Source organism: bacterium, assembly GCA_016708025.1.
GTDB lineage: Bacteria > Zixibacteria > MSB-5A5 > GN15 > FEB-12 > FEB-12.
In genome coordinates this window covers 966,576-992,674 of the sequence record JADJGQ010000002.1, presented here as the reverse complement: position 1 = coordinate 992,674, position 26,099 = coordinate 966,576, and the positions used below count along the sequence as shown (strand labels likewise).

22 protein-coding genes are annotated in these 26,099 nt (G+C 55.3%); 15 read left to right on the top strand and 7 right to left on the bottom strand.

Annotated elements, in window-relative coordinates; genetic code table 11:
- Window positions 1-259: 259 nt before the first annotated feature.
- The 4 genes from IPH75_10515 (at window position 260) to IPH75_10500 (ending at window position 2,837) form a co-directional block, all read left to right on the top strand.
- Window positions 260-991, top strand: coding sequence for a sigma-70 family RNA polymerase sigma factor (locus IPH75_10515; protein MBK7142502.1), 732 nt, complete (start codon window positions 260-262; stop codon window positions 989-991).
- Window positions 988-2,013, top strand: a complete 1,026-nt coding sequence (locus IPH75_10510; protein MBK7142501.1) for a serine/threonine protein kinase — start codon at window positions 988-990, stop codon at window positions 2,011-2,013. Before IPH75_10515 ends, IPH75_10510 begins: the two co-directional genes overlap by 4 nt.
- A gap of 72 nt (window positions 2,014-2,085) precedes the next feature.
- Entirely contained in the window at window positions 2,086-2,445 is a 360-nt protein-coding gene (locus tag IPH75_10505; GenBank protein MBK7142500.1) for a hypothetical protein, read from the top strand.
- 32 nt (window positions 2,446-2,477) lie between these two features.
- Window positions 2,478-2,837, top strand: coding sequence for a VOC family protein (locus IPH75_10500; GenBank protein ID MBK7142499.1), 360 nt, complete (start codon window positions 2,478-2,480; stop codon window positions 2,835-2,837).
- A 286-nt stretch (window positions 2,838-3,123) separates the two neighbouring features.
- On the opposite strand, the gene IPH75_10495 is transcribed toward IPH75_10500, so the two are convergent.
- A complete protein-coding gene (locus tag IPH75_10495) occupies window positions 3,124-3,813 on the bottom strand; it encodes a response regulator transcription factor (protein ID MBK7142498.1) in 690 nt (229 codons plus the stop codon).
- Window positions 3,810-5,570 (bottom strand): HAMP domain-containing histidine kinase, encoded by a 1,761-nt coding sequence (locus IPH75_10490; GenBank protein MBK7142497.1) that lies wholly within the window; start codon window positions 5,568-5,570, stop codon window positions 3,810-3,812. Before IPH75_10490 ends, IPH75_10495 begins: the two co-directional genes overlap by 4 nt.
- A 137-nt stretch (window positions 5,571-5,707) precedes the next feature.
- Between IPH75_10490 and IPH75_10485 the strand changes: the two genes are divergently transcribed.
- From IPH75_10485 to IPH75_10460, 6 genes are all read left to right on the top strand, one after another.
- Window positions 5,708-6,505 carry a PDZ domain-containing protein gene (locus IPH75_10485; GenBank protein MBK7142496.1) on the top strand — a complete coding sequence of 266 codons (798 nt, stop codon included), beginning with the start codon at window positions 5,708-5,710 and terminating at the stop codon, window positions 6,503-6,505.
- 7 nt (window positions 6,506-6,512) lie between these two features.
- Window positions 6,513-8,015, top strand: coding sequence for a hypothetical protein (locus tag IPH75_10480; GenBank protein MBK7142495.1), 1,503 nt, complete (start codon window positions 6,513-6,515; stop codon window positions 8,013-8,015).
- A gap of 18 nt (window positions 8,016-8,033) precedes the next feature.
- Window positions 8,034-8,792, top strand: coding sequence for an ABC transporter ATP-binding protein (locus IPH75_10475; protein MBK7142494.1), 759 nt, complete (start codon window positions 8,034-8,036; stop codon window positions 8,790-8,792).
- Window positions 8,793-8,801: 9 nt separating this feature from the next.
- Complete coding sequence (locus IPH75_10470) at window positions 8,802-10,229, top strand: ABC transporter permease (protein MBK7142493.1); 1,428 nt, start codon at window positions 8,802-8,804, stop codon at window positions 10,227-10,229.
- Window positions 10,230-10,239: 10 nt separating this feature from the next.
- Entirely contained in the window at window positions 10,240-11,679 is a 1,440-nt protein-coding gene (locus IPH75_10465) for an ABC transporter permease subunit (GenBank protein ID MBK7142492.1), read from the top strand.
- 684 nt (window positions 11,680-12,363) lie between these two features.
- Window positions 12,364-13,554 (top strand): NAD(P)/FAD-dependent oxidoreductase, encoded by a 1,191-nt coding sequence (locus tag IPH75_10460; GenBank protein ID MBK7142491.1) that lies wholly within the window; start codon window positions 12,364-12,366, stop codon window positions 13,552-13,554.
- Window position 13,555: 1 nt separating this feature from the next.
- On the opposite strand, the gene IPH75_10455 is transcribed toward IPH75_10460, so the two are convergent.
- From IPH75_10455 to IPH75_10445, 3 genes are read right to left on the bottom strand one after another with little or no spacing between them, the layout of a single operon-like run.
- The gene (locus IPH75_10455) at window positions 13,556-14,257 is read right to left on the bottom strand and encodes an NTP transferase domain-containing protein (protein MBK7142490.1); all 702 of its coding nucleotides are present in this window, start codon (window positions 14,255-14,257) and stop codon (window positions 13,556-13,558) included.
- A gap of 8 nt (window positions 14,258-14,265) precedes the next feature.
- Window positions 14,266-15,264 carry an SDR family NAD(P)-dependent oxidoreductase gene (locus IPH75_10450; GenBank protein ID MBK7142489.1) on the bottom strand — a complete coding sequence of 333 codons (999 nt, stop codon included), beginning with the start codon at window positions 15,262-15,264 and terminating at the stop codon, window positions 14,266-14,268.
- 8 nt (window positions 15,265-15,272) lie between these two features.
- Window positions 15,273-17,444: a hypothetical protein gene (locus tag IPH75_10445; GenBank protein MBK7142488.1), complete on the bottom strand. Its 2,172-nt coding sequence runs from the start codon at window positions 17,442-17,444 to the stop codon at window positions 15,273-15,275.
- A gap of 214 nt (window positions 17,445-17,658) precedes the next feature.
- Here IPH75_10445 and lptB point away from each other — a divergent pair, with 214 nt between their 5' ends.
- The 4 genes from lptB (at window position 17,659) to IPH75_10425 (ending at window position 21,599) form a co-directional block, all read left to right on the top strand.
- Complete coding sequence (gene lptB / locus IPH75_10440; protein MBK7142487.1) at window positions 17,659-18,384, top strand: LPS export ABC transporter ATP-binding protein; 726 nt, start codon at window positions 17,659-17,661, stop codon at window positions 18,382-18,384.
- Between the two features lie 133 nt (window positions 18,385-18,517).
- Window positions 18,518-19,933, top strand: a complete 1,416-nt coding sequence (gene rpoN, locus IPH75_10435) for an RNA polymerase factor sigma-54 (protein MBK7142486.1) — start codon at window positions 18,518-18,520, stop codon at window positions 19,931-19,933.
- A 421-nt stretch (window positions 19,934-20,354) separates the two neighbouring features.
- Window positions 20,355-20,714, top strand: coding sequence for a ribosome-associated translation inhibitor RaiA (gene raiA / locus IPH75_10430; protein MBK7142485.1), 360 nt, complete (start codon window positions 20,355-20,357; stop codon window positions 20,712-20,714).
- Between the two features lie 375 nt (window positions 20,715-21,089).
- Window positions 21,090-21,599, top strand: coding sequence for a hypothetical protein (locus IPH75_10425; protein MBK7142484.1), 510 nt, complete (start codon window positions 21,090-21,092; stop codon window positions 21,597-21,599).
- Between the two features lie 8 nt (window positions 21,600-21,607).
- Here the strand turns inward: IPH75_10425 and IPH75_10420 are convergent, their stop codons facing one another.
- Both IPH75_10420 and IPH75_10415 read right to left on the bottom strand, forming a co-directional pair.
- Window positions 21,608-22,567, bottom strand: coding sequence for a hypothetical protein (locus IPH75_10420; protein MBK7142483.1), 960 nt, complete (start codon window positions 22,565-22,567; stop codon window positions 21,608-21,610).
- The gene (locus IPH75_10415; GenBank protein MBK7142482.1) at window positions 22,564-23,484 is read right to left on the bottom strand and encodes a DMT family transporter; all 921 of its coding nucleotides are present in this window, start codon (window positions 23,482-23,484) and stop codon (window positions 22,564-22,566) included. Before IPH75_10415 ends, IPH75_10420 begins: the two co-directional genes overlap by 4 nt.
- Before the next feature lie 325 nt (window positions 23,485-23,809).
- On the opposite strand from IPH75_10415, the gene IPH75_10410 reads away from it, so the two are divergent.
- Window positions 23,810-26,038, top strand: a complete 2,229-nt coding sequence (locus tag IPH75_10410) for a TonB-dependent receptor (GenBank protein MBK7142481.1) — start codon at window positions 23,810-23,812, stop codon at window positions 26,036-26,038.
- Window positions 26,039-26,099 lie beyond the last annotated feature (61 nt).

Here is a 26,099-nt window from a genome sequence, read left to right as displayed (position 1 = left end):
CAACCATAATCGCAAAATCGGCCGTCTGGTTCCCTAACATAGATGATTTCATACCACAATTAACCGACCCACTATGGGAACAAAATCACATTGAGCACTTTCCTGCACAAAGATGAGACATCGTCAACTCCCTGTCCGCCAAAGTACCGCCGCCATAACTTTGACATTTCCCTCTCGCTATGTTATTATCCTGATGACCCCGCTAACCTAATCGTCACAATTATGAACCAGGCATTATCGGTTGCCTGACCAGAGGAATATGTTGCCCGACGATCCATCGCACTTCCCGACCACGCGGTTCTCCGCCATCAATGGTCTTCGCGACAGCGACCCGGACCGCCGACGCGTCAGTTGGGATGCCGTCATCTCGGTCTACTGGCGACCTGCCTACAAGCATCTGCGCATCCGCTGGAATGTCTCGCCCGAACATGCCCAGGATCTTATCCAGTCATTCTTCCTGGCCGCCTTTGAGAAACAGTACCTCACTGATTACGATCCGTCCAAAGCCCGCTTTCGCACTTTCCTGCGTACCTGCCTCGACCGCTCAGTCATGAAAGCACAGACGGCCTCCGAACGGATCAAGCGAGGCGGCGAATATGAGCACACCTCGCTCGACTTCGCTTCAGCCGAGCGGGAAATCGCTACCATTGCCGCCGGACCGCAATACCAACCGGACCAGATCTTCGACCGCGAATGGGTTCGCTCCATCCTGGTACTGGCAATTCACAAATTCAGGTTGTTGTGCGAAACTGAGGAGAAACAAATACACTTTCAACTCTTCGAAGCTTACGACCTCGCCGACAACAACAGCCTCTCATATGCGGACATGGCTGCACAACACGCGCTCAACGAAGCCACCGTCACCAATTATCTCGCCTGGGCACGGCGCCAATTCCGCCAGACCGTCCTCGATACTATCGCGGAGCTGACCTCCAATGAGCAGGAGTATCGCGAAGAAGTAATGGCTGTACTCGGGATCAAGCTGGCATGAATAACCTCTCCAACAAAAAGCTGGAACATCTTCGCACCCTGGTCGAATCTCCCGATCTGACCGGCACGAAGTATCGTCTGCTCGAAAGAGTAGCCGCCGGCGGGATGGGAACTGTTTTCCTCGTTCACGATACCGAACTTGACCGCAAAGTCGCGCTCAAGCTCCTCACCCTTCCCGATACCTCCGGCCAGTTGGCTGACCGCATGTTGCGCGAAGCCAAGGTCGTCGCTCAACTTGAACACCCGGCGATAGTCCCGATTCACGATGTCGGTCGGCTTGCCGATGGCCGCGTTTTTTATGTAATGAAGTATGTCTCCGGCGAAACACTGGCCCACTATCGCAAAACAGTTACTGCGCCTCCCGAACTCTTGCGCGTCTTTCAGAAAATTGTCGAAGCGATCGCGTTCGTGCATGCCCACGGAATTTTGCACCGCGACCTTAAGCCCGCCAATATCATGGTCGGGCAATTTGGCGAAGTGCTCGTCCTGGATTGGGGTCTTGCAACATCGCTGAAGATGGAGAACACGGTTGGACTCACTCCCCGTCAGGCTTCGCTTCTTAAGAAGGATAACCCCGCCATCACTGACTCTGGTGCCGTTATGGGAACTCCTGCCTACATGTCCCCCGAGCAAGCCAGCGGCGATCCGTCGCTCATTGATCAGCGATCAGACATCTATTCACTCGGCGCCATTCTCTATTTCCTGCTGACAGGCAAACACCCGTTGAAGGACGAAACATCCGGGCGACTTCTTCCCCCCCGCGAGCTGCAGCGATCGATCCCCAAACGGATTGAAGCGGTCTGCCTCAAATCTCTTCGAACCGAAAGATCTGAGCGGTATCAATCAGCCAATGATCTTTCCCGCGATATCGCTCGTTATCTGGACAACGAACCGGTGACCGCCTATAAAGAGTCGATCTGGGAGATCACCTCGCGATGGGCCGGTCGCAACAAAGTGATTTTGTTTATTCTCTTTGGCTATATGTTGGTGCGGTACCTGATTTTTTTCTTCTTGCAGATTTAAAGGAAATTCGCGCCACGCGTAATAGAGCAGTAGAGAAGACAACCACCAATTATTCATTGCAGGAGGAATAACATGTCTAAGCCGTTACTTGGCTTGCTCTTTGGCGCGATACTGGGTGCCCTCGATGGCCTCACCGCGCTCTTCACCCCCGAGGCCGCCCCGATGATCGTCGGCATTGTCATTGGCTCGACCGTCAAAGGGATGATCGCGGGTATAATTATTGGCTATGTCGCAAAGAAATACAACTCACTCCCACTCGGACTGGTCGTTGGCTTTGCGGTTGGCCTCTTCCTCGCTTTCCTTATTGCGGCGATGCCCAATGAAGACGGCAGTCATTACTGGCTGGAGATCATGATCCCGGGTTCTCTGGTCGGACTTATTCTTGGATATATCACTCAGCGGTACGGTCAGGTACGGACCAGAACTGCATAACCGAACGAAACAGTAGAGAAGGAGACACCTTGATGTCAAAACCGGTCGTACATTTCGAAATCGCCGGCCACAACGGCGGCAAACTGCGCGATTTTTATGGCAAACTCTTTGACTGGGAATATCAACTTTTCGGCGAAGGCGGCGACTATGGCATGGTCAGCCCGACCGGCCCAAACTCCATCGGCGGCGGAGTCTCCTCCGTCCCACCCGGCGGACACCCGTATGTGACTATTTATGTCCAGGTCGAGGATCTGCAGGCCAGCCTTAACAAAGCTGAATCGCTCGGCGGGAAAACGATTCTTCCCCCGACTCCCATCCCCGGCATGGGCGCATTCGCCTGGTTCTCCGACCCCGATGGCAACGTCATGGGGATCTTCCGCGCCGGCGAATAACATACCGCTTCCCTCCAAAACATGAAAGGCCGACTTCCGTCGGCCTTTTTGTTTTCCACCTAATCGTCTTTATGCCATATCCCTCTTTGTGACAATTGTACCCAACCTGTCATTGCGAAAAGTCGCGGCCACCGAGCTCGCTCGAGCACAAATCTGACCTCCGTGACTTTGAAGCAACCTCTGCCCCTCTCGGTTGAGAGATAGACTTTTTGATTGAACGTTTCTATGAAGACAATTGAATTGTCAATTGGGCTGAGCGCAGTCGAAGCCCAAAAAAGTATCCCCTCTAGCTCACTATCAACCGGAACCCCTTCCCATGTATCCCCATGATCTCCACTCGCGGATCATCCTTGAAATACTTCCGCAACCGCGACACAAACACATCCATACTCCGCCCGCTGAAATAGTTGTCATCCCCCCAGACCTTTTTCAGCGCCACTTCTCTCTCCAGCGTTTCGTTCATATGCAGACAGAGCAGCTTCAGTAGCTCAGCTTCCTTTGGCGTCAACTTGTATTGCTTCTCCTTGAATCGAAGGAGCTGTCTCGTCGCATCAAACTGATACCCGCCGATCACGAACTGCGAAATAGTTGAGTCATCCCGGCTCTTCCCACCTGCACGTTTCAGGATCGCCTGGATCCGAAGCAACAGCTCTTCAATACTGAACGGCTTGGTCAGGTAATCATCGCATCCGATCTTGAACCCTTCGATCTTATCTTCTTTCAGCGATTTCGCCGTCAGGAAGATCAGCGGCGTCTGGTCATCGGTCGAACGGATCTCCCGGGCGAACGTGAACCCGTCCATCTTCGGCATCATCACATCCACCAGGCAGAGCGCAAAATGCCCCCCGCGATATGCGTTGATCCCGTCGATCCCATTCGTACAGAGCGTCACTCCATACCCCTGCATCTGCAGATGCTCCTGCAGGATCGAACCAAGGTTGGCGTCATCTTCGAGTAACAGGATCTTTTCGTTCATCCGTCCTGCTCCACTGACTCGACCACCGGCAGATATATTTCCACATCCGTCCCTTTTCCGAACTGACTATCTATCCGGATCCGTCCGGAATGCGCCTCCACCATCAACTTGACATACGCCAGCCCGAGACCGAATCCCTTCACATTGTGAATATTCCCCGATGGTACCCGGTAGTATTTGTCGAACACCTGTTTCAGATCTTTCTCCCGGATCCCGATACCGTTATCCGATATCCGCACAAATACGCCGCCATCGCCGTTTCGCGTACTGATCGTTATCTGTGGATGTTCCGGCGAGTACTTGTTGGCATTATCCAGAATATTGCTGATGATGTTGCTCAAATGTACCGGGTCTGCCTTGACGATATGGTGCGGCGCCTCAAGTCGACAATCCACCTTGCCGTCTCGATGCTCTACATGCAGGCTCAGATGCTCCGCCGCTTTCCCGATCACCTGATGCAGGTCAACATCCGATAGGCTCAGTTCAAAATCTCCCTCTTCCAGTACCGCCATCTGCAGGATCTTATCAACTTGATTTCGCATCCGTTGATTTTCATCCAGGATCATCTTGCCGTAGCGCACCGTCTTACTCTCCGCCCCCGGCTCGGACTTCAGCAACGCTTCGGCGGCCAGGTTGACAGTCGAGATCGGCGTCTTGAATTCATGCGTCATGTTATTGATGAAATCCACCGTCAGCTCGGCAAATCTCCTCTGCCGCATGATCGTCCGTATCGTATAGGCAAAGCAAAGCGTGATGATCAGCATGAAAACCATTGTCGCTACCAGTAGCGGCGTCACCTGCTGCCAGATGAAAGACCGTTCCTCCGGGAAATAAACCACCAGCTCGTTCGCGGCCGCAAAAAGATCATTAGGGAATAGCCGCGACCGAAGCGGCGATGCCTGCAGTTCTTCCCGATACTGAGATGGCCGCGCCATGCGCAGTGAGTCATTATTCCCGATCACGCCGAACGCATACGCCAGGTCTATCCCCGACTCACGCAGGGTGATCCCGAGTACGGAATCAAGTTTCGGGTAGTCGACCCGACGTTCGATCGGTTCCATCTCCGCAAAGACCAGATTGTTCACCACCCGACTGACCATCTCGCTCTTTTTCCCCAACTCCAGCGAAGTTGGCGGAAGTTTGCTTTTGAATGTGCTGTCCACATGCAGGAGTATCGAGGATGAATCATTGGCAAACTTGAAAATGTAGCTCTGGGCGGCAAAAGATGAATCCGTCAGTTCGATCCGATAGTCCCCCGGAAGTTTGACCGTATCCACAAGTGTCGTGTCCCGGCCGCTCACCGCCGAAAATGCCACGATCCGGACATGCTGCTTTTCCGGCACGCGATACCGTATCGCCCGCTCCTCCATTTCAACCGGCGGGATCGGCGGATGCACCTCCCGATTGAACAGTCTGGTGTCGCTCTCGACATTCTCCCGCCATGACAAACTATCGGACGTCCAGACCCCGACTGCCGTATGCGCGACCATCGACTCCTGGATTGACAGCATCGATTTGCCGAGTGAATCGACCCCGCTGAACTGTGCCCCCATGGTGATCACGATCCGCCGCGCAGTTTCGCCCGTCTCCAGCTTCTGTGTGGCGGCATTCAACGCGGCCAGGACATTCCGCTGAAAAGCCTGTTCTTCCAATTCGCGGGCATTGCTGAGCAAAAACGACTGCACCATCACCAGGCCGGCGAGGGAGAGTACGATCAACACAATGATCGCGCTGACTATGTGTCGCGAGAGATGCATGCTCTAATATACGTGCTCTCTCAACAAAATCCACAGGCTTAACATCTCTTAACATCCGCTAACAGAAGTTAACTTCGCAACCTGCAACTCGCCCCCTACCTTCTCCCGTAGCTCAAAGCACAACAGGAGGAACTAACATGCTCAAGACAATTGGATGGCTGCTCTTTTCTCTCGCCGTAACGGCTCTAACGACTACCGCCCAAACCAAGGAAGAAAAACAGCCGCGCCACGAAATGCGCATCATGGGTGAACCCGGCCAGCTCTGGATGCTCCCCGAGGTCGGCATGGTGGCCATTGAACGCGAAGGAAAGGTCACTGTCGAGGCTATCTCCCCCGCCCAGTCCCGCCCGAAAGCCTACGCGTCTGTCGACCTGCAGCAGGGAGACATCATCATGATGGCCAACGGCAAAAAGATCGGGTCATCCAAAGAGATCTCCGCTCTGTATGACAGCCTCCAGATCGGCCAGGACCTGAAAATGGGGATCAAGCGCGGCGAGAAAATGATGATGGTCACTGTCAAGAAGGCAGACCCGGAATCACTCCCACAGCGAAAAATGATCGTCTCCGAGGGTGATGCCGGCCAGAATTGGGAAGCGCAAGGCTCCCACTCGATACAAATCGACCCCAGCGTCGAGAATGTCACTGCTGTCGGCGGCACCGGACTGATGATCGGCAACAAGGGTAAGGACATTGTCGTGGCCGGCAAAATGCCCCACGCGAAATCCATCCTTGGCGACGCCGCCATCGGACAAGGTGACATCATCACCCACTTGCAGGATAAGCCAGTCACCACCGTTGCCGAATTTGAATCCGCCTTCGATGCGATCAAGATCGGCGACCCGGTCACCATTACCGTCTTGCATGACGGCAAGGAACTGAAAGCTACTTTCACCAAGCAGGAATCACAATTCCGCACCGTTATCAAGAAGGGCTGAGCCACGCATGAACCGCATCTGCCAGATCCTCTCCATCCTTGTCCTGTCGCTCGTCACCCTGACGCCCGAATCGTTCGGCCAGGCGACCACCGCCTTCAATCAGCGCGATGACCAGTATCGGCTCCTCGGCCTCAAACGGGCCAAGGAGTCCTACGAATTGCTGAAAGCGGAGTACGACCGACAGAAAGATCTCTTCGATCGCCAACTGATCTCCCGGTCGGAACTCGACCAGATCAAGAGCCGCCTCAGCGATGCTGAGGTCAACTACCAGCAGTCGCTGCTGGCCGTGCTCTTCGAAGAGCAGTACATCTCGGTCAAGTCGGCGATCAAGTATTACGCCAAGGATGGCGCGCGCCATGTCAGGATCACGCTGGACAACACCTCCGGAGGCAATGCGGAATTTCAGAAACTGCTTAATATCGATGATGAACTCTTCCGGTCTCTTCAGCCCGATGTCATCCCCAATGTCTATGTCTCCATTCTGAACGACCAGAGCTCCATCATCAGCCAACCCTACGAAGCGAAAATTCCGGAACTGCGCCACGGTTCGCCGCAAACGGTAGATTTCACCCTGTTGCAGGATCTCGATGCTGTCACCGTCTATCTTATCTACGGCAACGGCTCCTCTCGGTCGATGAAGATCTTCCTCCAGAAGGATGCTTCCTCCAACAAGGTCAATGTCCAGTCCGAGCAGTTCTCCCAGGAGGTCGAACTTGGCAAGACCGCGACCTACGACCTGACGCTCGAACTCTTCAGTGGCGTCGGTAATACGTTCAGCCTTGAGGTTGCCAATCTCCCGAAATCTATCAGCCGCTTCTTCAAAGACCCGGCTGGCTCGGCCAGACTCAGTCAGCTCAAGTTCACGGAAAGCACCCACACCAAACGAGCAGCGCTCGAGATCACACTGCCGGATCGTCCCAACGATGCCGTCCTGATGGATCAGCCGATCCCCTTCTATGTAGTGGTTATTCCGCATGACCGCATCGCCGAACTGACCGGCATCCAGGATAAAGAATGGACCGCCGACCAGATCGAGGCCCTCGGAGTTGGGTTTGTCCGCCTCGAACTGGTCCCCCGCGGCAAAGGCAAACTGCTGGTTCGATCGAATCAACTCTTCCACGCGATTCATGCCGATGAATCCGTCACCTTCACGGTCGATTGCGTCAACGAGGGGAGCAATCGCCTCGACAACGTGGAGATCAAAGCGGATGTCCCGCTTAACTGGAGCAAGACGGTCGAACCGGCAGTCTTACAATCATTGGGGATCGGCGAGGAAGGCCGGCTCACTTTTACCTTCACTCCCCCCGAAGATATCGCCGCCGGCAAATACGAAGTTCGCCTGCGAAGTTCCGGTATGTCTTCCGGACAACCGGTCATCAGCGAAGACAAAACGGTCACCATCGAAATCCTCCCGTCGAGCAACATCATCGGCATCACGCTAGTGGTCCTCCTGATCCTCGGCCTGGTCGCGGTGGTGGTCATCTTTGGCATTCGGTTATCACGCAAGTAACGGATAGAGAGGTATAGAATGCAGAACGACTCCGGAACCGCGCCGCTCCTTGAAGCGGTCAACCTGACCAAACGATACGAAGATGGCGTGCTCGCGCTCGACCATGTCTCCTTTGCTGTCCGTCCGGGCGAGATATTTGCCATGCTCGGCGCCAATGGCGCAGGCAAAACCACCACGATAAATCTCTTCCTCAATTTCATCGAGCCGACCGAGGGCGAGGCCCGCATCAACGGCATTGTCACCCACAAAGAGCCGCTCCTCGCCAAACAGCATGTCTCCTACGTCTCCGAAAACGTCATGCTCTATCCCAACTTCACGGCGATCCAGAACCTTGATTACTTTGCCCGACTTGGCGGCAAAACCCACTATACCGAGGATGACTACCGCCGCGTTCTCCTGCGTGTCGGCCTTGCCGAGGAAGCGCATAACAAACGGCTCAAAGGATTCTCCAAAGGGATGCGCCAGAAATCCGGCATCGCTATCGCCATTCTCAAAGATGCCCCCGCCATCCTGCTTGATGAACCAACTTCCGGTCTCGACCCCAAAGCCGGGTTTGAGTTCCAGCAACTGCTCGCCTCTTTGCGCAGCGAAGGGAAGGCGATCCTGATGTCCACTCATGACATCTTCCGCGCCAAGGAGATCTCCGATGTCATCGCCATCATGAACAACGGCCGCATCGTGATGCAGGAACCAGCCGCCAACTTGGTCGGCCAGGACCTCGAACGGCTCTACATGCAATACATGGCCGGACACTCCAACGCCGAAGTGGCAGCTTAGGAGATCGATATGCTGCGAACGATCATTGAAAAAGAGATTCGCGATATTGTCGGCTCAAGTAAGTTCGCCATCTCCTTCGGCGCCTGCGCTGTTCTGATTCTCCTCTGCTTTGTCACTGGCGCACTAAATTTTCAGACCAGCCAGTCCCAGTACGAGGCCGCCAAAACTGAGAACCTCCGCCAGATGGAGGGCCTCACCGACTGGTTCTCCGTCCAGCAACACCGCATCTTTCTCCCACCCCACCCGCTCGCCTCGCTGGTTGGCGGAGTTTCCAACGACATCGGACGAACCACCGAGGTCCGCGGCCGCGGTGAATTGAATGCCCAGGGAAGCCGCTACGGTGATGACCCTGTCTTTGCCGTCTTCCGCTTCCTCGACCTCGAGTTCCTCTTTCAGGTCGTTCTCTCGCTATTGGCGATACTCCTGGGATACGATGCCATTTCCGGCGAGAAAGAACGCGGCACCCTTCGACTATCGTTCAGCAATGGAGTCCCGCGTGCCACCTACATTCTGGGCAAATTGATCGGCGCGTTTTTCGCCCTGACCATCCCTCTCCTGCTGGCCCTCTGCGTTGGGAGTCTGATCTATCCGATCATGGGGATCCCGATGGCCGGCTCCGATTGGCTCCGCCTCGGTATGATCTTCCTGACCGGAATCCTCTTTGTCGGCGCATTCCTCACCCTCTCGGTGATGGTCTCCGCCTTCACCCAGCGAACCTCGAGTTCTTTCCTGATGCTCCTGGTTATCTGGATCGCCTCGGTCCTGATCATTCCACGCGCCTCGGTTCTGCTCGCCGGAAGAATGGTCGAGGTCCCCTCGGTGGATGAGATCAACTCGCAAAAAGCGAAACTCGGCTCGCAACTGATGACCGAGGACCGCACCTCCATGTCGCAGTTCAAACCGACCGGCGCCACGGAGGGTGACCAGTTTGATCCGCAGGCGATGATGGGGCAATTCAATCGTTTTATGGATTCACTCGCCGATGCCCGCGACAAACGATTCTCCGAGTTCGGCAATCGGCTTAACGAGGACCGCTTCAACCGCCAGCAGGTACAACAGGCGCTCAGCTTTGCCATTGCGCGGATCTCCCCCTCTGCCTCGTTCACCCTGGCCGCGTCGTCACTGGCCGGTACAGACATGACGCTCAAAGATGAATACTACCGACAGGCAATGTCCTATCAGACCGACTACGCCAAATTCCTCAAAGAAAAGACCGGCATCAATCCGAGCGGCCGGATCGTCATGATCATGCGCGACGATAATGCGGAAAAACCGAAAGAGATCGACCCTACCGAACTGCCCGGATTCAGCTTCCAACAGCCGGCGCTTGGCGAACTTTTCGGACGCGCGTTTTTTGATATCGGCTTGCTGGCATTCTTCAACCTGATCTTTTTCGCCGGCTCGGTCGTGGCCTTTTTCAGATACGATGTGCGCTAGGAGGTAGCGGATGTTCACTATATTGATGCAAAAAGAACTCAAGTCGATCCTGCTGAGCCCGAAATTCGCAGTGACATTTGGCGTCTGCGCCTTTCTCCTGCTCCTTTCGGTTTTCATCGGGATATCAGAATACAAATCCTCGGTCAAACAATACGAAACCGCCCAGGCGCTGGCCGACCAACAGGTCCGCGAAACCAGCTCCTTCCGGAATATTCAGACCAAAGCATTCCGCACCCCCGACCCGATGCAGATATTTGTCTCGGGATTGACCTACGATATCGGTCGCTGGGCCGGGATCAACCAGGATAACGCCCCCCGCCTGCGCAACAGCGCCTACTCCGAGGACCCGATCTTCGCCGTCTTTCGCTTTGTCGATCTCGCCTTCATTGTCACCGTCGTCCTTTCACTGCTGGCGGTGCTGTTTACCTATGACGCCATCTGCGGTGAACGAGAATCCGGCACCCTGCTGCTCGTTTTCTCGAACGCCGTCCCCCGCGCGCAATATCTCCTTGCGAAGGGAATCGGCGCATGGCTCGGCCTGGTGACACCCATTTTTCTCGCTCTCCTGCTTTCTTTGCTTATGGTCCTGTTGGCTGGTGTCTCGTTGACCACCGAGCACTGGATCAGGATCGGCCTGCTGATGCTCGTGTCTCTCCTCTTTTTCACCACGTTTATCGTGATCGGCCTGCTGATCTCTGCACTCACCCGCAGATCCTCGGTTTCGTTTCTGGTCTCGCTGGTTGTCTGGGTGCTTTTTGTCCTGATCATCCCTCGCGCCGGAGTGTTGGCCGCCGGACAGATGGTCCGTGTCCCCTCAGTCGCCGAAATTCAGGGAGCGCGCGACGCCTTCGCCAAAGATAAATGGCACACCTTCCATCAATCGCTCGACAGCCTCTTCACGAGCAACCGCTCCGAACAGCCTGATTCGATGACCGAGGATGCCATGTGGACTCACCTGCAGGTGCAGGACTCGCTCCGTCAGTTGGTCGAAAACAGCATCAATGAATATGAACTGAAACTCTACGCTGATCTCTCTCAGCGCCGCACCGTCCAGGAACAGCTCGCGTTCTCGCTTTCGCGCGTTTCCCCGGCCTCCGCTTATCAGCTCGCTGCTATGTCTCTGGCCGGAACCGATCTTGATCTGAAGCGACGGTACGAAGATGCGCTTAACACGTATCGCACCGAGTTTGTCGAATACAGCAACACCAAAACCGGCGACACACCGGGCGGGATTTCGATCTCATTCTCCTCGGATAAAGGGATGTCCTTCTCGAGTCCCCGCGACCAGGCAACACTGGACCTCTCCGACATGCCTGCCTTCGTTCATCCCATCCAACAATTGGGAAAAACGATCGAGGGGATTGTCGTCGATTCTGGCTTGCTGATACTCTACAGCCTGCTCGCCTTCGCCGGCGCATTTTTCGCCTTCCTCCGCTACGATGTCCGCTAGCGAGACTCCTTTGATTTTCTTACCGTCGCCCTTCGACTTCGCTCAGGGCGACGGTTTTTCTTTCTTGCAAGTAGAAGTCCACTTCTGCCCGTAAATTCAGGCGCAAGTTCCGTCAGGTCCTGCTTCGCGGCCATTCTCAATCGGCTACTCGATTCATCAGACGATATCTACACCCGACGCGAAGTGTGACCTGACGGCCCAATGCGCGACTCCCCCCACATCTTCATCGCGGTCACATCCTCATTGCTTGCCACATCGTCATTGCGAGAAGGCCGGCCCGACTTTCACATTCATGCACCACCCCACCTCCGGCCTTCGAAGCACCCCCCCACATCCACATCACGGACCACATCGTCATTGCGAGAAGGCCGGCCCGACTTCCACATTCTTTCACCACCCCACCTTCGGCCTTCAAAGCAACTCCCCCCACATCCTCATCACGGGTCACATCGTCATTGCGAGAAGGCCGGCCCGACTTTCACTTACATGCACCACCCTGCCTCCTGCCTTCGAAGCAACTCCCCCCACATCCTCATTGCGGGTCACATCGTCATTGCGAGAAGGCCGGCCCGGCTTTCACTTTCATGCACCACCCCACCTCCGGCCTTCGAAGCAACCCCCTGCATTCATCTCCCCCAGTACTTCACACTTGCTCCCCTCCTTTTCTCCCCCTACCATTCTCGCATGCAACTCTCCATTCACCAACTCCCCGATCAGCTCTGGGATATCGCCATCATCGGTGCCGGTCCCGCGGGAACAACCGCGGCCACACTCCTCGCTAAGCATGGCTTCTCCGTTCTCCTCCTCGAACGTCACCACATCCCGCGTGACAAAGTCTGTGGCGATGTTCTCCTTCCCGATGCAATCGCCATGCTCGACAAGCTCGGCCCGCTCGATCAGGTTCGACAGGCCGGACATACGCTCAACTCTATGCGCATTTATAGTCCCGGCCGATATTCCTTTGATATCGATGCAGAATATCTCACTCTCCCGCGCAGACAGCTGGATACCCTCCTTGCGCGCCATGCTCACCAGTCAGGCGCCACTATCTGTCACGCTACCGTAACGATTGTCACCCACGAATCCGACCATGCGGCATTACATCTCGATACCGGCCAATTGATCCGTGCCAGACTCTGTCTTATCGCAACCGGATCACAAGTCGACACCGCTCACAAACTTGGCCTGGTGGCCGACCCTCACCCCGATGCTCTCGCCATGCGATGTTATCTGGAATCGGAATCAACTCTCCCGCATGGCATCCTTTCGTATGACAGAGAACTCCGCCCCGGCTATGCCTGGATCTTCCCGCTCGGCAACGGGAGATACAATGTCGGATGCGGCATGCTTCTGCATGGTCAGCCCGATGCCGGCCGAAAACTTCGTACCATGTTCGACCGCTTTTGCGCGGATTTCCCCCCCATGCAGCAGCTTCTCGCCAATGGGAAACTGATCTCGCATCTGACCGGCGCAGGGATCCGCACCTCGTTCGGACCGAGTGACTTGATCTCGCGCGAACGGATATGCGCAATCGGCGAAACCATCGGCACCACCTTCCCTTTCACCGGCGAAGGGATCGGCACTGCCATGCGATCCGCCCAGATCGCGGCAGACCACGCCGCAATAATCTTAAGTGGTGAAGCTCCGGCCTTTGAACCCGCCGTCATCTCTATGCACAACAGCTTTGATGAACTTTTCTCTGGATACAGAAAAACCGAACGATGGCTCAAATATGGCTGGGTGAATGACCTGATCGCGCGACGAGTCGAAAAGAGCAGATTCCTGAAGCAAGCCTGCCGCGGCATTATCCTCGGCACCGCCAATCCTAATGAAGTCTATTCGCTGAAGGGGATTGTGAAAGCGTTTCTGAAATAACTTAGCGTAGCCAGCTCTTGATCCGGTCCAGCTCCGTCAGTGCCCGCTGATAATCATCCGTCCGACCTATATCCAGCCAGAACCCATCAAACGGATACTGCATGATCGGCTCATCATGAGCGAGCAAGGTCAACACTAGTTCGTCAAACCCGAACGGCTGGTCATCCGGCACATACTTAAGGATCTCGCGGGAAAAAACATACACTCCCATCGAGACCGCAAACTGCAGGTTCGGCTTTTCGGCGAATTGCACGACGCGTCCCTCCGCAGTCGAATCCAATACGCCGAAATCGATCTTCTCGGTTCGGATATAGGTGGCGATCGTCATCCCCCCCTTTTTCTGCAGATGATACTCATAGAGCTTCCGCACATCCAGATCGGTCAGGATATCGCCGTTGGCCACGATGAAATGCTCAGGCAGATCTTTGATCAGCTTGATCGGCGCAACCGTTGAGAGCGGCTTATCCTCCACCGAATAATTCACTGTCAGCCCGAGCGACTTTCCATCCCCCAGTACCGCCATGATCAGATGCGCCAGATGATTCACCGCCACATCCACGGTCGTCACCCCGGAGCGCTGCATCTGACGAAGAAGTACCTCGATGATCGGCGTCTCGCCGAGAGGCACTAACGGCTTGGGGACATCGTTGGTATACGGATGTAACCGTGTCCCTTTCCCCCCGGCGAGGATAACCGCGTGCATCCCGTTACTCATAACATGTATTGATTGGGTTTATAAAGAGCGAGGTTCTCGGGTCGCGAGAGCCAGATATAGGTCCGTTTCAAACCATCCTGCAACGATACTTTCGGACTCCACCCCAGTCGTGTCAACGCCGCATGATTGTTGCACACCAACTGCATCACTTCACTTTCGGATGGACGGATCCGCTGCTGGTCGGTGACGATCTCCACATCCCTCCCGCTCATCCGTATGATCATGTCCGCCAGTTCGCCGATCGTCACGCCACTCCCCGACCCGACATTGGTCAGGCTCCCTTCCAGCCCGTCCGTCTCCGCCGCGAGAACAAACGCCCGCACGGTATCTTCCACAAATGTGAAGTCGCGGATCGGCTCGCGTGAGCCAAGCTGGATAGAATCTTCCCCACTCAGTATCTGCGTCATGATCGTCGGAATGATCGCGCGCGCCGATTGGCGGGGACCGTACGTATTAAACGGTCGGAGTGTGATCACCGGCAAACCGTACGACCGATGAAACGCTTCCGCCATCTGGTCAGCGCCGATCTTAGTCGCCGCATACGGCGACTGCCCCACTACCGGGTGCGCCTCATCCATTGGCACATATGTCGCCGTGCCGTAAACTTCCGAGGTCGAGGTATGCACAAACTTCGTGACCTCGGCGTCGATCGCACACTGCAACAGATTCAGCGTCCCGCGTATATTTGTTTCGACATAGCTGTCGGGAGAGCGATACGAATAAGGGATCGCGATCAGTGAGGCGAGGTGAAACACAATATCTATCCCGGTCATCGCCTGACTGACCCGGTGTGCATCCCGAATATCCCCGGCAAATATCTCCAGCTCATGTTGGATCTCGGCGGGACTATCTTCCAGCCAGCCGGTTCGCCCGAGTGAATTATAGAGCACAAAGGCGCGCACCTCGGCCCCTGTCCTGACCAGTGCTTCGGTCAGGTGCGAACCGATGAATCCATCGGCTCCGGTCACCAGTATGCGCTTTCCTTTGAGTGACATCAGCTCACCTACATCCGTTGCAGCATTGCCTGTGCATCCGTGAGGCCGTCCCCGGTCAGTCCAAGGGTGACCGCCTTCTGGAGTTGTTCTTTTGCTTCCGGCTTTTTCTCATTAAACATCGCTTTGCCGAGCAGGTAATACGCCTCGGGATCATTCGGATAATTCTTGAGCGCCATATCTGCCGCCCCGCGTGCCAGATCATATCGCTCGGTCGCGAGATAAACATACGCCAGGTTGATAGACGCCCGCAGCGCCATCGGCGCGGCATTCACTGCCTGTCGCCCAATATCCTGCGCTCGCGCAACATCGCCATGCAACTTCGCCAACCGACGCGACAGGTAGATCAGCGCATCCGCATTGGTCAGATCACCGCTCACCTGTTCGGTCAACGCTTTGATCCCCGCGTCTTCCTCTCCGGAGTCAAACAGGATCCTCCCTCGCTCTGTCGCCAGTGAGCGGTACCCCGGCTCCAATTGCAATCCTTTGTCCGCATACTCCAGCCCGCGCTTGCAATCGCCATTGTCGCACGCAAGTCGTGCCGCCAGCACATGCAGGTCCGCATTCTTCGGGTCGGCCGCCAACACTTTTTCCACCAGCGCCAGCGCTTTGGCCGCGCCACCATGCCGCACCATACTCCGCGTCACCTGCTCCAGCAGGATTCGATTCCCTCCCGCCATCGGCAGAACCCGCTCTGCCGCCGCGGTTGCCTCGTCAATACGACCCACCTCGGCCAGCGAGATCGCCTGCTGCAGTCCTGCGGTCGGATAATATTGCAGATATTGCGGATACTTGTTGAACAGCTCGGCTGCCTTCCCAAATTCACCGACAAAATGGTAAACCACCCAGAGGCTGTCAAACGCCGGTTTGAAATGTCCATCCCGCGTCAACACTGTCGTCAACAATGTCTCGGCCTTGATAGTCGTGATCGGGCTGAACCCCATTCGCGTGGCCGCAAAAGCCGTCCAGAGCGATGGGTGCCCCGACCATGCTTCCGTGAATCGCTCAAACGTCGGCAATGTATCGCCGACATTGTTGAATTTTCTGACCGACTCCAGTGCAAACGCATACCATGCCTGGAAGTCGACCTCGCTCCGCATCGGGATCATGGTGATCGAATCGAGCGTGACCACTACCTGCGGCGATGCCATTGACCGCGCACGCGGCATGATCCGTTTGTAGATCGCATACTGCTTGACGATCGGGTGGAACCTGCGCTGGTCGATATTCGCCATCAGCTCTTCCGCCGCCCCGCCGGCCACCGCCGTGTTCGAGGTCCGGCTCGCCAATTGATACAGATAGGCATAGGTGGAGATCGCCAACGGCTGCACTTCGTTCAGCTTGGTTGCCGCATCCCGGCCGGACACATACTCGCCTGATTGATCGTAATAAAAGACCATTGCCGCACGCGGCAGGATATCGCTTTTATCCCGCTTCCGCATTTCGGCCACCGCTTTCCGTGCATCGTACAGATGTCCCGTGCGCATCGCCATGAAGAAATAGTCGAGCAAGGCATCATGCGATTTCTCCGACTCGAACAGTTCGCGCGAGATCGCCGCCGCCGAATCACAGTATCCTCTGGTCGCCAGATAATTGGCCAGCGCCTTGCGTCCGGCTGGCGAACTCACCGCCACCGCACTACTCTGCTCCGCCGTCGTATAGTCATGCCGCTGGAATTCCATTCGCGCTTTCAACAGCGCAATAGCGTCTGCCGGTAATCCCGCAGCTTCCGCCTGACCGATCGCTCGTTGCGCCTCACCAAACTGTCCCGCCTCGATATACGCATGCGCGCTCGTGGTCCAGGCATCTACATCCGTTCCGGATAGCTCCGCATAGGTCCGCGCCGCATCGGCCGCCAGGATCGGCGAGTTGAGCCGCGCGAAAACCCGATGCAGCCCGCCATACGCCGGCGCATACTTCACATCTCGCGTTAACGCTACCAGGTAGTACTGCAGCGCATCCCACAGCAACAACTGTCGCTCTTTGTTCACTCCCGCGAGATAGGGGACACTCGCGCTGATCGTATCCTGCTTCACCAATTCCGTGAACAGGCTGTCGGCCATCAAAAACTGATACTGATCCGTCGCGTTCGTGGCGCGACTCACCGGGTCATTGCTGACCGTGCTACCCGAACACCCCACCAGACAGGCAAGAAGGAAAATCCCAATGAACAGTCGAGGCATAAAACGCTTATCCTTATTTCAATCGATAATTCTCTGATGAAAAAGAGCCGCCGATTGCTCTCACGTTTTTCGCGGCGCGCCCAGTCGATTAAGATACTATCTCCCTTACCATTTTAGACAAGAAAATCTCGACCCGGACGGGCCTTGTAGCAAATTACATGCTAACATGGCGAATTTTCTTGGAACAACTCATAAACAGGTGTATAATTAGCATATGGAGCTACTTGAGTCTCGTGGATTATACAAGTATTACCGCAAACGGCCGGTCGTCGCCGACGTATCAATTGCGGTGAATCCTGGCGAAGTCGTTGGACTGCTTGGGCCTAACGGCGCCGGAAAAACCACCACCTTTTATATGATGATCGGCTTTATCCGACCCGATGGTGGCTCTGTCTTTCTTGGCGAACAGAATATCGGACGGCTCCCCATGTACCGTCGCGCCAAGATGGGGATCGGGTACCTCGCCCAGGAAGCCTCGGTCTTTCGCAAACTGTCGGTCGAGGATAATATCCGCGCCGTCCTCCAGTTCCGGCGACTCGGCTTTAAACAACGCAAGGAACGGCTCGAACAGCTCCTGCAGGAACTCGATATCAGCCACCTGCGCCACAACAAAGCCTACACTCTCTCCGGAGGGGAACGGCGACGGGTCGAGATCACCCGGACTCTGGTCAATGAGCCGAAATTCATCCTCCTGGATGAACCCTTCGCCGGTATTGACCCGATCGCAGTGGAAGATATTCAGAAGATCATCAACCGTCTGGTGGAACGTGGCCTCGGTGTCCTGATCACCGACCATAACGTGCGCGAAACACTGTCGATCTGCAACCGCGCCTATATCATGTGCGATGGCAAAATCCTCAAGGCCGGCACGGCTGAGTTTCTGGCCAACGATCCCGAGGCGCGAAAGATCTATCTGGGTGAGAAGTTTCGACTTAACTGATTGCAGAACACTGTGGAATAAATGAACGGTTTCCGCCGTTCCGGTAAATCGGCATCCGACCGATTCCGATACAGTATACAGAAACGAGAATATCAACACGATGCGGAGCGGCTGAGCTAACTAGGGTTCACGTATGAAAATAGAGATAAGACAAGTCCCCGGGTTGCACCAAATCCTTGCGCCGCAACTCATTCAATCGCTCAAAATGCTCCAGATGCCTATCCTTAAGCTGGAGCAGACCCTTCGCCAGGAACTCGCCATCAACCCCCTTTTGGAGGAGGTTGAGGTACTCGAGGAAGAACAGACCCTCGATGCCCCCGATCCTGAGATCGTCGCCCCCGAACCGACCCCGGATACCGGCGAACAGGAAAAGATTGACTGGGATAATTACCTTGGCGATGACGAGGAAGGGTACCGCGTCCGCGAATCCCGCGAACCTGATGAAGACCGCTTTGGCGAACTCGCCAAGTCTACCGATAATCTCTACGCCCATCTCGGCGAACAGCTTTCATTCCTGAAGCTATCCGAGGAACAGCAACTCATCGGCGAGTATATCATTGGGAATATCAGCCCCGATGGCTACCTCTCTATCTCCGTGGGCGAAATGGCCGCCGAACTGGGCCTCACCGAGGATAAGATCCTCGATGTCCTCAAACTGATCCAGCGCTTTGACCCGATCGGCGTCGGTTCGCGCGACCTCCGCGAATCCCTCATGATCCAACTGCGCGAAAAAGCACTCGAAAACACGCTCGCCTATCGGATCGTCGATGAGCACCTGCGCGACCTCGAAAAGAAATCCATGCTTCAGCTCGCCAAAATGCTCTCCGTCCCGTTCGAGAAGATCCAGAAGGCGATGGAGACGATCAAGTCGCTCTCACCGACCCCCGCCCATGGCCGCTTTGACACTGCTGCCATGCCGGTTGTCCCTGACCTGATCATCGAACGCATCGGCGAGGAATATGTCGTTCTCCATAACGACCGCAATGTCCCGCGCCTCCGTATCAACTCCGGTTACAAGGATCTGATCAAGCGTGGCAACAGCACCGACAAAAACACCAAGGAATACGTCAAACAGAAACTGGAACAGGCTCGCTGGCTGCTGAACGCCATTAACCAGCGACGGTCCACCATGATTCGCGTGATGGAAGCGATCATCGAGGAACAGCACGAGTTCTTCGAAAAAGGTCCCGCTTTCCTCAGACCGCTTATCATGGACGATATCGCCCAGAAGGTCGAGATGAACGTCGCGACCATCAGCCGTGTCTCCTCAGGCAAGTATGTCCAGACCCCCCTTGGGGTCTTTGAGATCAAATACTTCTTTAATGCCGGTATCGCCAACGAAGATGGCGAGGACCTCTCCAAGCGGTCGATCAAACAGCGTATCGAAGAGATCATCCGGGCCGAAAGCGCCGAACACCCGCTCTCCGACCAGGATATCTTCAAAATGCTCCAGGGTGAGAAGATCAAGCTGGCGCGTAGAACCGTGACCAAATATCGCGAAGAACTGAAGATCAAACCGGCACGGTTCCGCAAACGCTTTTCGCACTAGCTGTTAGTGTACTAAAGATGGACTGCGCACAGCGTCAATGGGCACTGCACACGCGACGCCTCGCAAATCCACGCGGGGAACAAGGCTTCCCCTCTCCCTTGGGAGAGGGTGAGGGTAAACACACGATGAAACCCGTAACACTTTTTAACAGCCATCCCCAAACCGATCAGCGCTGAATCCCTCTTGCTCTCGTATAATAGATATGCGTCGTTACTCCCCCACACCCCGCACAAAAAGAAGTTCAATTGTTATAATTGACTGGTTTGCTCAAACCACATTGGTTACTGCTGACGGATCGATTCCGTCGGTTGTCTCCACCTGTGGCGACAGCACCTGGTGTCATGACGGGAAGCCGTCGCGGTACCCCGCCTCAGAGTGAACGTTGTGATAGTTGTAGGAGCATGGAAAGGAGATAGGAGCCATGCAGAAAAAGATCACTGCTCGCCATTTTGATCTGACTCCCGAGATTCGCGAACGGGCCGATGAAGAAATGGACGGTCTCAAACGGTACTTCGACAATATTATCTCCGCCGAGTTTATCTTGGATGTCGAACGCCATCGACGATTGGCTGAGTTGAAGGTCAAGGTTTCGCGCGATACATTGGCCGCCGAAGGGGAGAGCGATGAGATGTACAAGTCGATGTCGCTGGCCGTGGATAAAATGAAGATCCAGCTTAAGCGCCACAAAGAAAAACTCAAAGAGAGAGAGCCGGAAGAGATCACCCGGACTCAGGAAGCGCTCACTCGTCCTTCCACCGACGATGACGCCGTCGACGTCTGAGTTGCCAGATATTGTTGTGCGCGGCAGACGTCCTCGTCTGCCCGTCTGCTAATTCAGGAAGCTATCGTGATTCGCTGAATTGAAAAGACAAGCCGCCCCCCGGCGGCTTTTTTATTGCCTATGCTTGTGAATCAAGAGTCGTTCCTATGTTCTTTGCGCGGCAGACGTCCCCGTCTGCCCGATATGAATGTACGATTATCCCTGCTCTCCCCCCCCCATCGTCATTGCGAGAAGCCGCGGCCACTTCTCTCGAAACAACGCACATCCCCCCACAGCGACTTCGAAGCAACCCCTTCCCCCATTCTCTCCAGCACAAACCGTTCCATCCAACAAGCGGATAGACAGCTTGACTTCCTCGCGCCACGGAGTGTTTATTTGCAAAAGGGAACAGATAATGAAACATATCAAGACGAAACGATTACACGTGAGACACATATGATTATTGCGAAACGACCGACTGGCTGGCGGGTGTTTTCATTAATCGGCGGACCATTGTTGGCTGCTTCCGGTGTGTATTGGATCTTCTTGGGGCTTGCGGCAAACTCTCTGTTAGTCGGAGTAGGCGGGGTGACTTTGCTATTAATGGGTATATCATTGCCGATTCTCCATTGGCGATATCGACTCATCCTTACAGATCGGGAGATCACAGCTATCGAAGCAAAAACTCGCTCAATTGAGTATAGCCAGATTCACAGCGTGAAGATGCGATTTGGGAAACTGACACTCTCATCAGATCAGGAGAACCTGAGCATAACGAAGGACATCACCGAACGCGAAAAAGTACTGAATTTCATTGGCGGAAAACTTACCTCACGTACAGATATCAAGTATGAGGGCGATGAGAATGACCTGTTTCTCTATTTCAATCAGAAATCGCCTGACTGATTGAGCTGTCAGCGACTATTTCCCGATTCTCCTCCTACCTCCCCCACCCACTCCTCCGCCAACCAGTAACTCATCCACCCCTCATGATTCAGCCCGGTGACATCTTCAAACTTCACCAACCGAACATCCTCGAGCTCTGGTCTCCCTGATAATCCCGCAATCCTTGACAACACTTCCTCGCGCGGCAGATTAGTCGTGACCAGTCCAAATAGTTGCGGACGCTCCCCGCGCATCACCTCTGTTGCCAGCGCCAATGGCCAGATCGAATATTCATTTTGGCGCAAGCCTAACTCTTCTTCAACTTCCTGCGCCAACGATTCTCGAAAGATCTCCCCGAGATTCCGATATCCGTGCCTAAAATCAACCGACCCCGCCACCGATGGTCCTATCGATCCTTCCAGCGATGCCAGATGTTTCCCCCGCCTTCCGATCAACACATAGTGGGATGCAGCTCCCTCAACCAGCAGCATCGCGCAGACCCCCAGCCCCACCGCCAGCGGATTCTCCTTTCGCCCCTTCGCGCGATACTCCCGCCCACAATACTCCCGCAGTGTCCCACCATAATTTGCAAACAGCCCATGTTCCAGATCCAGCGCAAACGAACTCCCCGCCTGCTCGGCATAATCCATCGCCTGCACGCGCACGCGTGCCAGGCGCGAACCATCCTCAATTCGCTCCATCCGCATTGCCGGCGGACCATTATACAGCCGCCCAGCTTGACGCAGAGCCTCTGCTATCTCGCGCGCATACTCCGCAATTCTCGGGTCGCTTATCTGAAAACGATCTGGAGCATATTCTATCGCGACAGATTCCGGCGAAACCGAACCCTCCCCAAAAAACCGAACTATATCAACATACGCCGACTCATACTGACGCCTACTCCCGACCATCCGCGCCGCACGCGCCGATTCCCCGGGATAATCCCGCTCCACAAACTGAGCCAGCTTATCGTAATCCAGTAACTTCATGACAGAAACAACATCGCCACGCCGATCACGGCGACTATCGCCCCCATAATTGCCCGTATCGACACTTTTTCTTTATAGTAAAAAAGCACGACCGGAATGATCAGCACCGGTGTGGTTGAGCTGATGGTTGCGGCGATTCCCGCCTCTATCTTGGACACCGCCACCAGCGACATCCAAACCCCAAAGAATGGTCCGAAAGTCGCCCCGAGGAACGCGAATGACATCGCCCGCTTGTTTTTGATCGCTTCTTTCGTCTCCGCGAGTTTCCCCCGAAACAGCGACAGCAGCCAGATGATCGGCGCCGCCGCCAGCATCCGGGTGTACGATGCTTCCAGTGGTGAAACCGCATCCCCGGCATACAGCATCCCCTGCTTCGAAAGAACCAGCCCGGCCGCCTGCCCCAACGCCGCTCCCAATGCTAAGAGAATGCCGACCGTCATCGTCCCGGCATCCGGGTGATTTTTCTCAAGTTGATTGTTGTTAAAACTCCGCTCCGACACCACCCAGACGATCCCGGTGATCGTCACCGCAATCCCTGCCAATTCCATCATGCGCAGTTTCTCGCCGAGGAAAAACCAGGCGATCAGTGTCGTCATGATAGGGGTCGATGCCATGATCAATGTCGCCAGCCGTGGCCCGATCATCACCAGCGACTTAAACCCGCACCCATCCCCAAAGACCAGCCCAACCAGTCCGGAAAGCCCCAACCAGAAGAACTGCTGGCTGTTGACCTCGGTTGGCCATGGTGAACCGGTGCTCACTGTCAGGATTGTCGAGTAGATCAGAATCGCAAAAACGAGCCGTATCTTGTTGACCTGGAATGACCCGATCAGCTTGCCTGCCTCAGTGAAAAAGACAGCCGTAAACGACCAGCAGAGAGCTGTGGTAAGTGCCGCTAATTCGCCCAGGTAAAACATCGATCGACCATCCTCAGGAAAACAGACCGCGCAAGATATACCGCTCTCTCTCCCGCCGCAATCCCGGACAGAAAATATCTGCACGAAGCTTCAGTCCGGTCGTCTAGTTGCATAGCAGCAGAACGATGCACCCCCTGTGCAAATTTCTTGCATGACTCAATCGACTGGACTATAATAGGATGTAGCCAGTCTTCCATGCCTGCATTTGCGGCATGCCATTTGTACGAGCCATAGGGAGGAGTAGTACATTTTGAAGTTTCGTGGCTTGGTCATCATAGGATTGATATGTAGTGTTCTGGCAGGCTCTCTTGCCGCCAGTACCCTCGTGGAAGTCATATCCTCTCATCTCCAGGGAATGGTTATCGATGATACCGACCGACCGATCGTCGGCGCCTCTATCATTCTGTTCGCCGATGGCCGCCCCGTCGGCGGCGGTGCCACCGATGCCTACGGCCGTTTCCGTATCCCGTTGACCATCTCCTGCAACAACCTCGAAATTCGCGTCTCGTCCATCGGCTTCCAGGAATATCGCCAATCGCTGACCACCGCCGATTGCGGAAGGGCGCTCAAAATAGCGTGTGAACCAAAAGCGGTGGAGCTTTCCGCGATCACCGTCCGGCCCGCCCCGGAACCATCGCTGATGAAATTGGCGATCCCTTCGCGCCAGATCACCGCGCTCTCTTCCCGATCGCTGGTCGTCACCAACCCGACCGCCGCCCTGCAATATCCGCAGATCGCCCGGATCGGTTCATCTCACTCGACCCAGATCAGGATCAACGGCACCAGCCCGATCTTCCACCTCAACGGTATCTCCATCGGCTCAGACCCGAATCACTTCGGCATGTTCTCGGTCGTCCCGGCCACGATCGTAGAGCAAATCGACTTTCGGCCGCAGGGAACCGATGCTTCCTTTGGTCTCCCTTCGGTGATCGACTTCAAGACCATCTCCGCGTTTGAAAACCGTTCAACCACCGAGATCAACTTCTCGACTATGGAATTGACCGGCACAGTCCGCAAGAGTGACCAGTCAAAATATCTGATCGGCGCCGCGCGCAAGTCGATCCTCGACCATATCGTCAATAGCTTTGACCTCAGCGAGCAACAGGCGACCATCCCGCCAACCAGTTTCTCCGATCTGTTTCTTTCCACCGGCTTGAAGCTCTCTTCTCACTGGCAGCTCGGCCTGGATCAGTACCATGTCCGCGACTACCTCGCATTCAACACCGCCAACAACTCGGATCTCGAGTCTGCGGTGCAGACCTACCAGCGCGCTCGTGAAAACTACATCGGCCTCCGCCTGAACGGCATCTACGGCAACACCCTGGTCACCACCACCCTCGCGGTCCGCGATGGTCGACGCAGTTACGAGGCTGACCCCGATGAAAAAAGCAAGAAGACCTCGGTTCATGTCGATCTCGAAGAGGAACTGACCACCTACCTCGGCAACCTCACCGCCGAGACCGATCTTGGCAACTGGCAGGTCCGAACCGGTGGTCAAATTGAGGTCGCCCCCAATCGGTATATGACGCTGACCCAGAACAACTGGAATCTCCTCCCGCCGTTTAATACCAGCGACAATCCATACATCTACCAGGTTGCGCTGAACAGCCTGCATGGCAATGATGACATCACGATCGATCAGCAGTCCATCGCCACGTTTGCTTCCGTTCGACGGTCACTCGGCCCGCTTTCTATCACGGGCGGCATTCGTCACCAGACATTCAAGCATCTTGCCTCCGATGCTCTCAACGGCCGTTTCTCCGCCACTCTGCGCACCGGCGAGCAGAGCAATCTGACTCTCTTTTATGGCGGCTTTGCCGAGGACCCCATCACCACTGTCCTGGAGTCCTATCAGGTGCTGATCCGAACCTACGCCGCCGACCTGCGCCCAGTCTCAACCGATTTGATCGCCGCTGACTATACGCTCGGCCCGGCTAAACTGAGTCTCTTCCACAAAACTCAGCATGACCTCCCCGAAATGTCGCCGGACTTTGACCATGTCTACGCGTCACCGGGAGAGTTGAACCCCGATTTCCTCCGCATGCGGTCTGCCGCGAAAGTCGTATTTAATGGCGGCTCCCTTTCGCTGGATCTCCCCAAACTGCTCTCCAACCGTCTTAGTCTCTACGGCTCCTACGCCTATACCGAAGCGACCAAAACCGAGCATAACGTCTCCTTCCCCTATGAGGCCAACGCCAAACATCGGATGCAGACTCAGATCGAATATGGCTTGAGTAAGAAAGTGAAGATCGGGACTGAACTGTTTGTTCGCAGTGGTTACCACTACTCGCAGACCCGACAGATGATGTACTACACCGAATCATCAACCTACAATGACGAATTCTACACCAACATGCTCTCGCGTGAGAACTCTCTCTCCTTCCCGATGAATGCCGCGCTGAATGTCTATGCCAACTTCAGCCTTGGCGATGTTACCTTGAGCCTCGCGGTCACCAACGCGACTAACCGGTACAACCCGATCATCAAGTCTCCCTCCGGCTACATCTACGATGCCGGCATTCTCCCCTCCATCGGCCTCCGCTGGCAGCTATAGCTCTTAGCTTCCTTAGTTGACGTCACAGCGTCCTTAATCGTCATTGCGAACCGTCCGGCCA

Excerpts from the sequence above, each read along its gene's own strand:
- IPH75_10515 (MBK7142502.1), top strand. The coding sequence starts at position 260 with ATGTTGCCCGACGATCCATCGCACTTCCCGACCACGCGGTTCTCCGCC.
- IPH75_10510 (MBK7142501.1), top strand. The coding sequence starts at position 988 with ATGAATAACCTCTCCAACAAAAAGCTGGAACATCTTCGCACCCTGGTC.
- IPH75_10505 (MBK7142500.1), top strand. The coding sequence starts at position 2,086 with ATGTCTAAGCCGTTACTTGGCTTGCTCTTTGGCGCGATACTGGGTGCC.
- IPH75_10500 (MBK7142499.1), top strand. The coding sequence starts at position 2,478 with ATGTCAAAACCGGTCGTACATTTCGAAATCGCCGGCCACAACGGCGGC.
- IPH75_10495 (MBK7142498.1), bottom strand. The coding sequence starts at position 3,813 with ATGAACGAAAAGATCCTGTTACTCGAAGATGACGCCAACCTTGGTTCG.
- IPH75_10490 (MBK7142497.1), bottom strand. The coding sequence starts at position 5,570 with ATGCATCTCTCGCGACACATAGTCAGCGCGATCATTGTGTTGATCGTA.
- IPH75_10485 (MBK7142496.1), top strand. The coding sequence starts at position 5,708 with ATGCTCAAGACAATTGGATGGCTGCTCTTTTCTCTCGCCGTAACGGCT.
- IPH75_10480 (MBK7142495.1), top strand. The coding sequence starts at position 6,513 with ATGAACCGCATCTGCCAGATCCTCTCCATCCTTGTCCTGTCGCTCGTC.
- IPH75_10475 (MBK7142494.1), top strand. The coding sequence starts at position 8,034 with ATGCAGAACGACTCCGGAACCGCGCCGCTCCTTGAAGCGGTCAACCTG.
- IPH75_10470 (MBK7142493.1), top strand. The coding sequence starts at position 8,802 with ATGCTGCGAACGATCATTGAAAAAGAGATTCGCGATATTGTCGGCTCA.
- IPH75_10465 (MBK7142492.1), top strand. The coding sequence starts at position 10,240 with ATGTTCACTATATTGATGCAAAAAGAACTCAAGTCGATCCTGCTGAGC.
- IPH75_10460 (MBK7142491.1), top strand. The coding sequence starts at position 12,364 with ATGCAACTCTCCATTCACCAACTCCCCGATCAGCTCTGGGATATCGCC.
- IPH75_10455 (MBK7142490.1), bottom strand. The coding sequence starts at position 14,257 with ATGCACGCGGTTATCCTCGCCGGGGGGAAAGGGACACGGTTACATCCG.
- IPH75_10450 (MBK7142489.1), bottom strand. The coding sequence starts at position 15,264 with ATGTCACTCAAAGGAAAGCGCATACTGGTGACCGGAGCCGATGGATTC.
- IPH75_10445 (MBK7142488.1), bottom strand. The coding sequence starts at position 17,444 with ATGCCTCGACTGTTCATTGGGATTTTCCTTCTTGCCTGTCTGGTGGGG.
- lptB (MBK7142487.1), top strand. The coding sequence starts at position 17,659 with ATGGAGCTACTTGAGTCTCGTGGATTATACAAGTATTACCGCAAACGG.
- rpoN (MBK7142486.1), top strand. The coding sequence starts at position 18,518 with ATGAAAATAGAGATAAGACAAGTCCCCGGGTTGCACCAAATCCTTGCG.
- raiA (MBK7142485.1), top strand. The coding sequence starts at position 20,355 with ATGCAGAAAAAGATCACTGCTCGCCATTTTGATCTGACTCCCGAGATT.
- IPH75_10420 (MBK7142483.1), bottom strand. The coding sequence starts at position 22,567 with ATGAAGTTACTGGATTACGATAAGCTGGCTCAGTTTGTGGAGCGGGAT.
- IPH75_10415 (MBK7142482.1), bottom strand. The coding sequence starts at position 23,484 with ATGTTTTACCTGGGCGAATTAGCGGCACTTACCACAGCTCTCTGCTGG.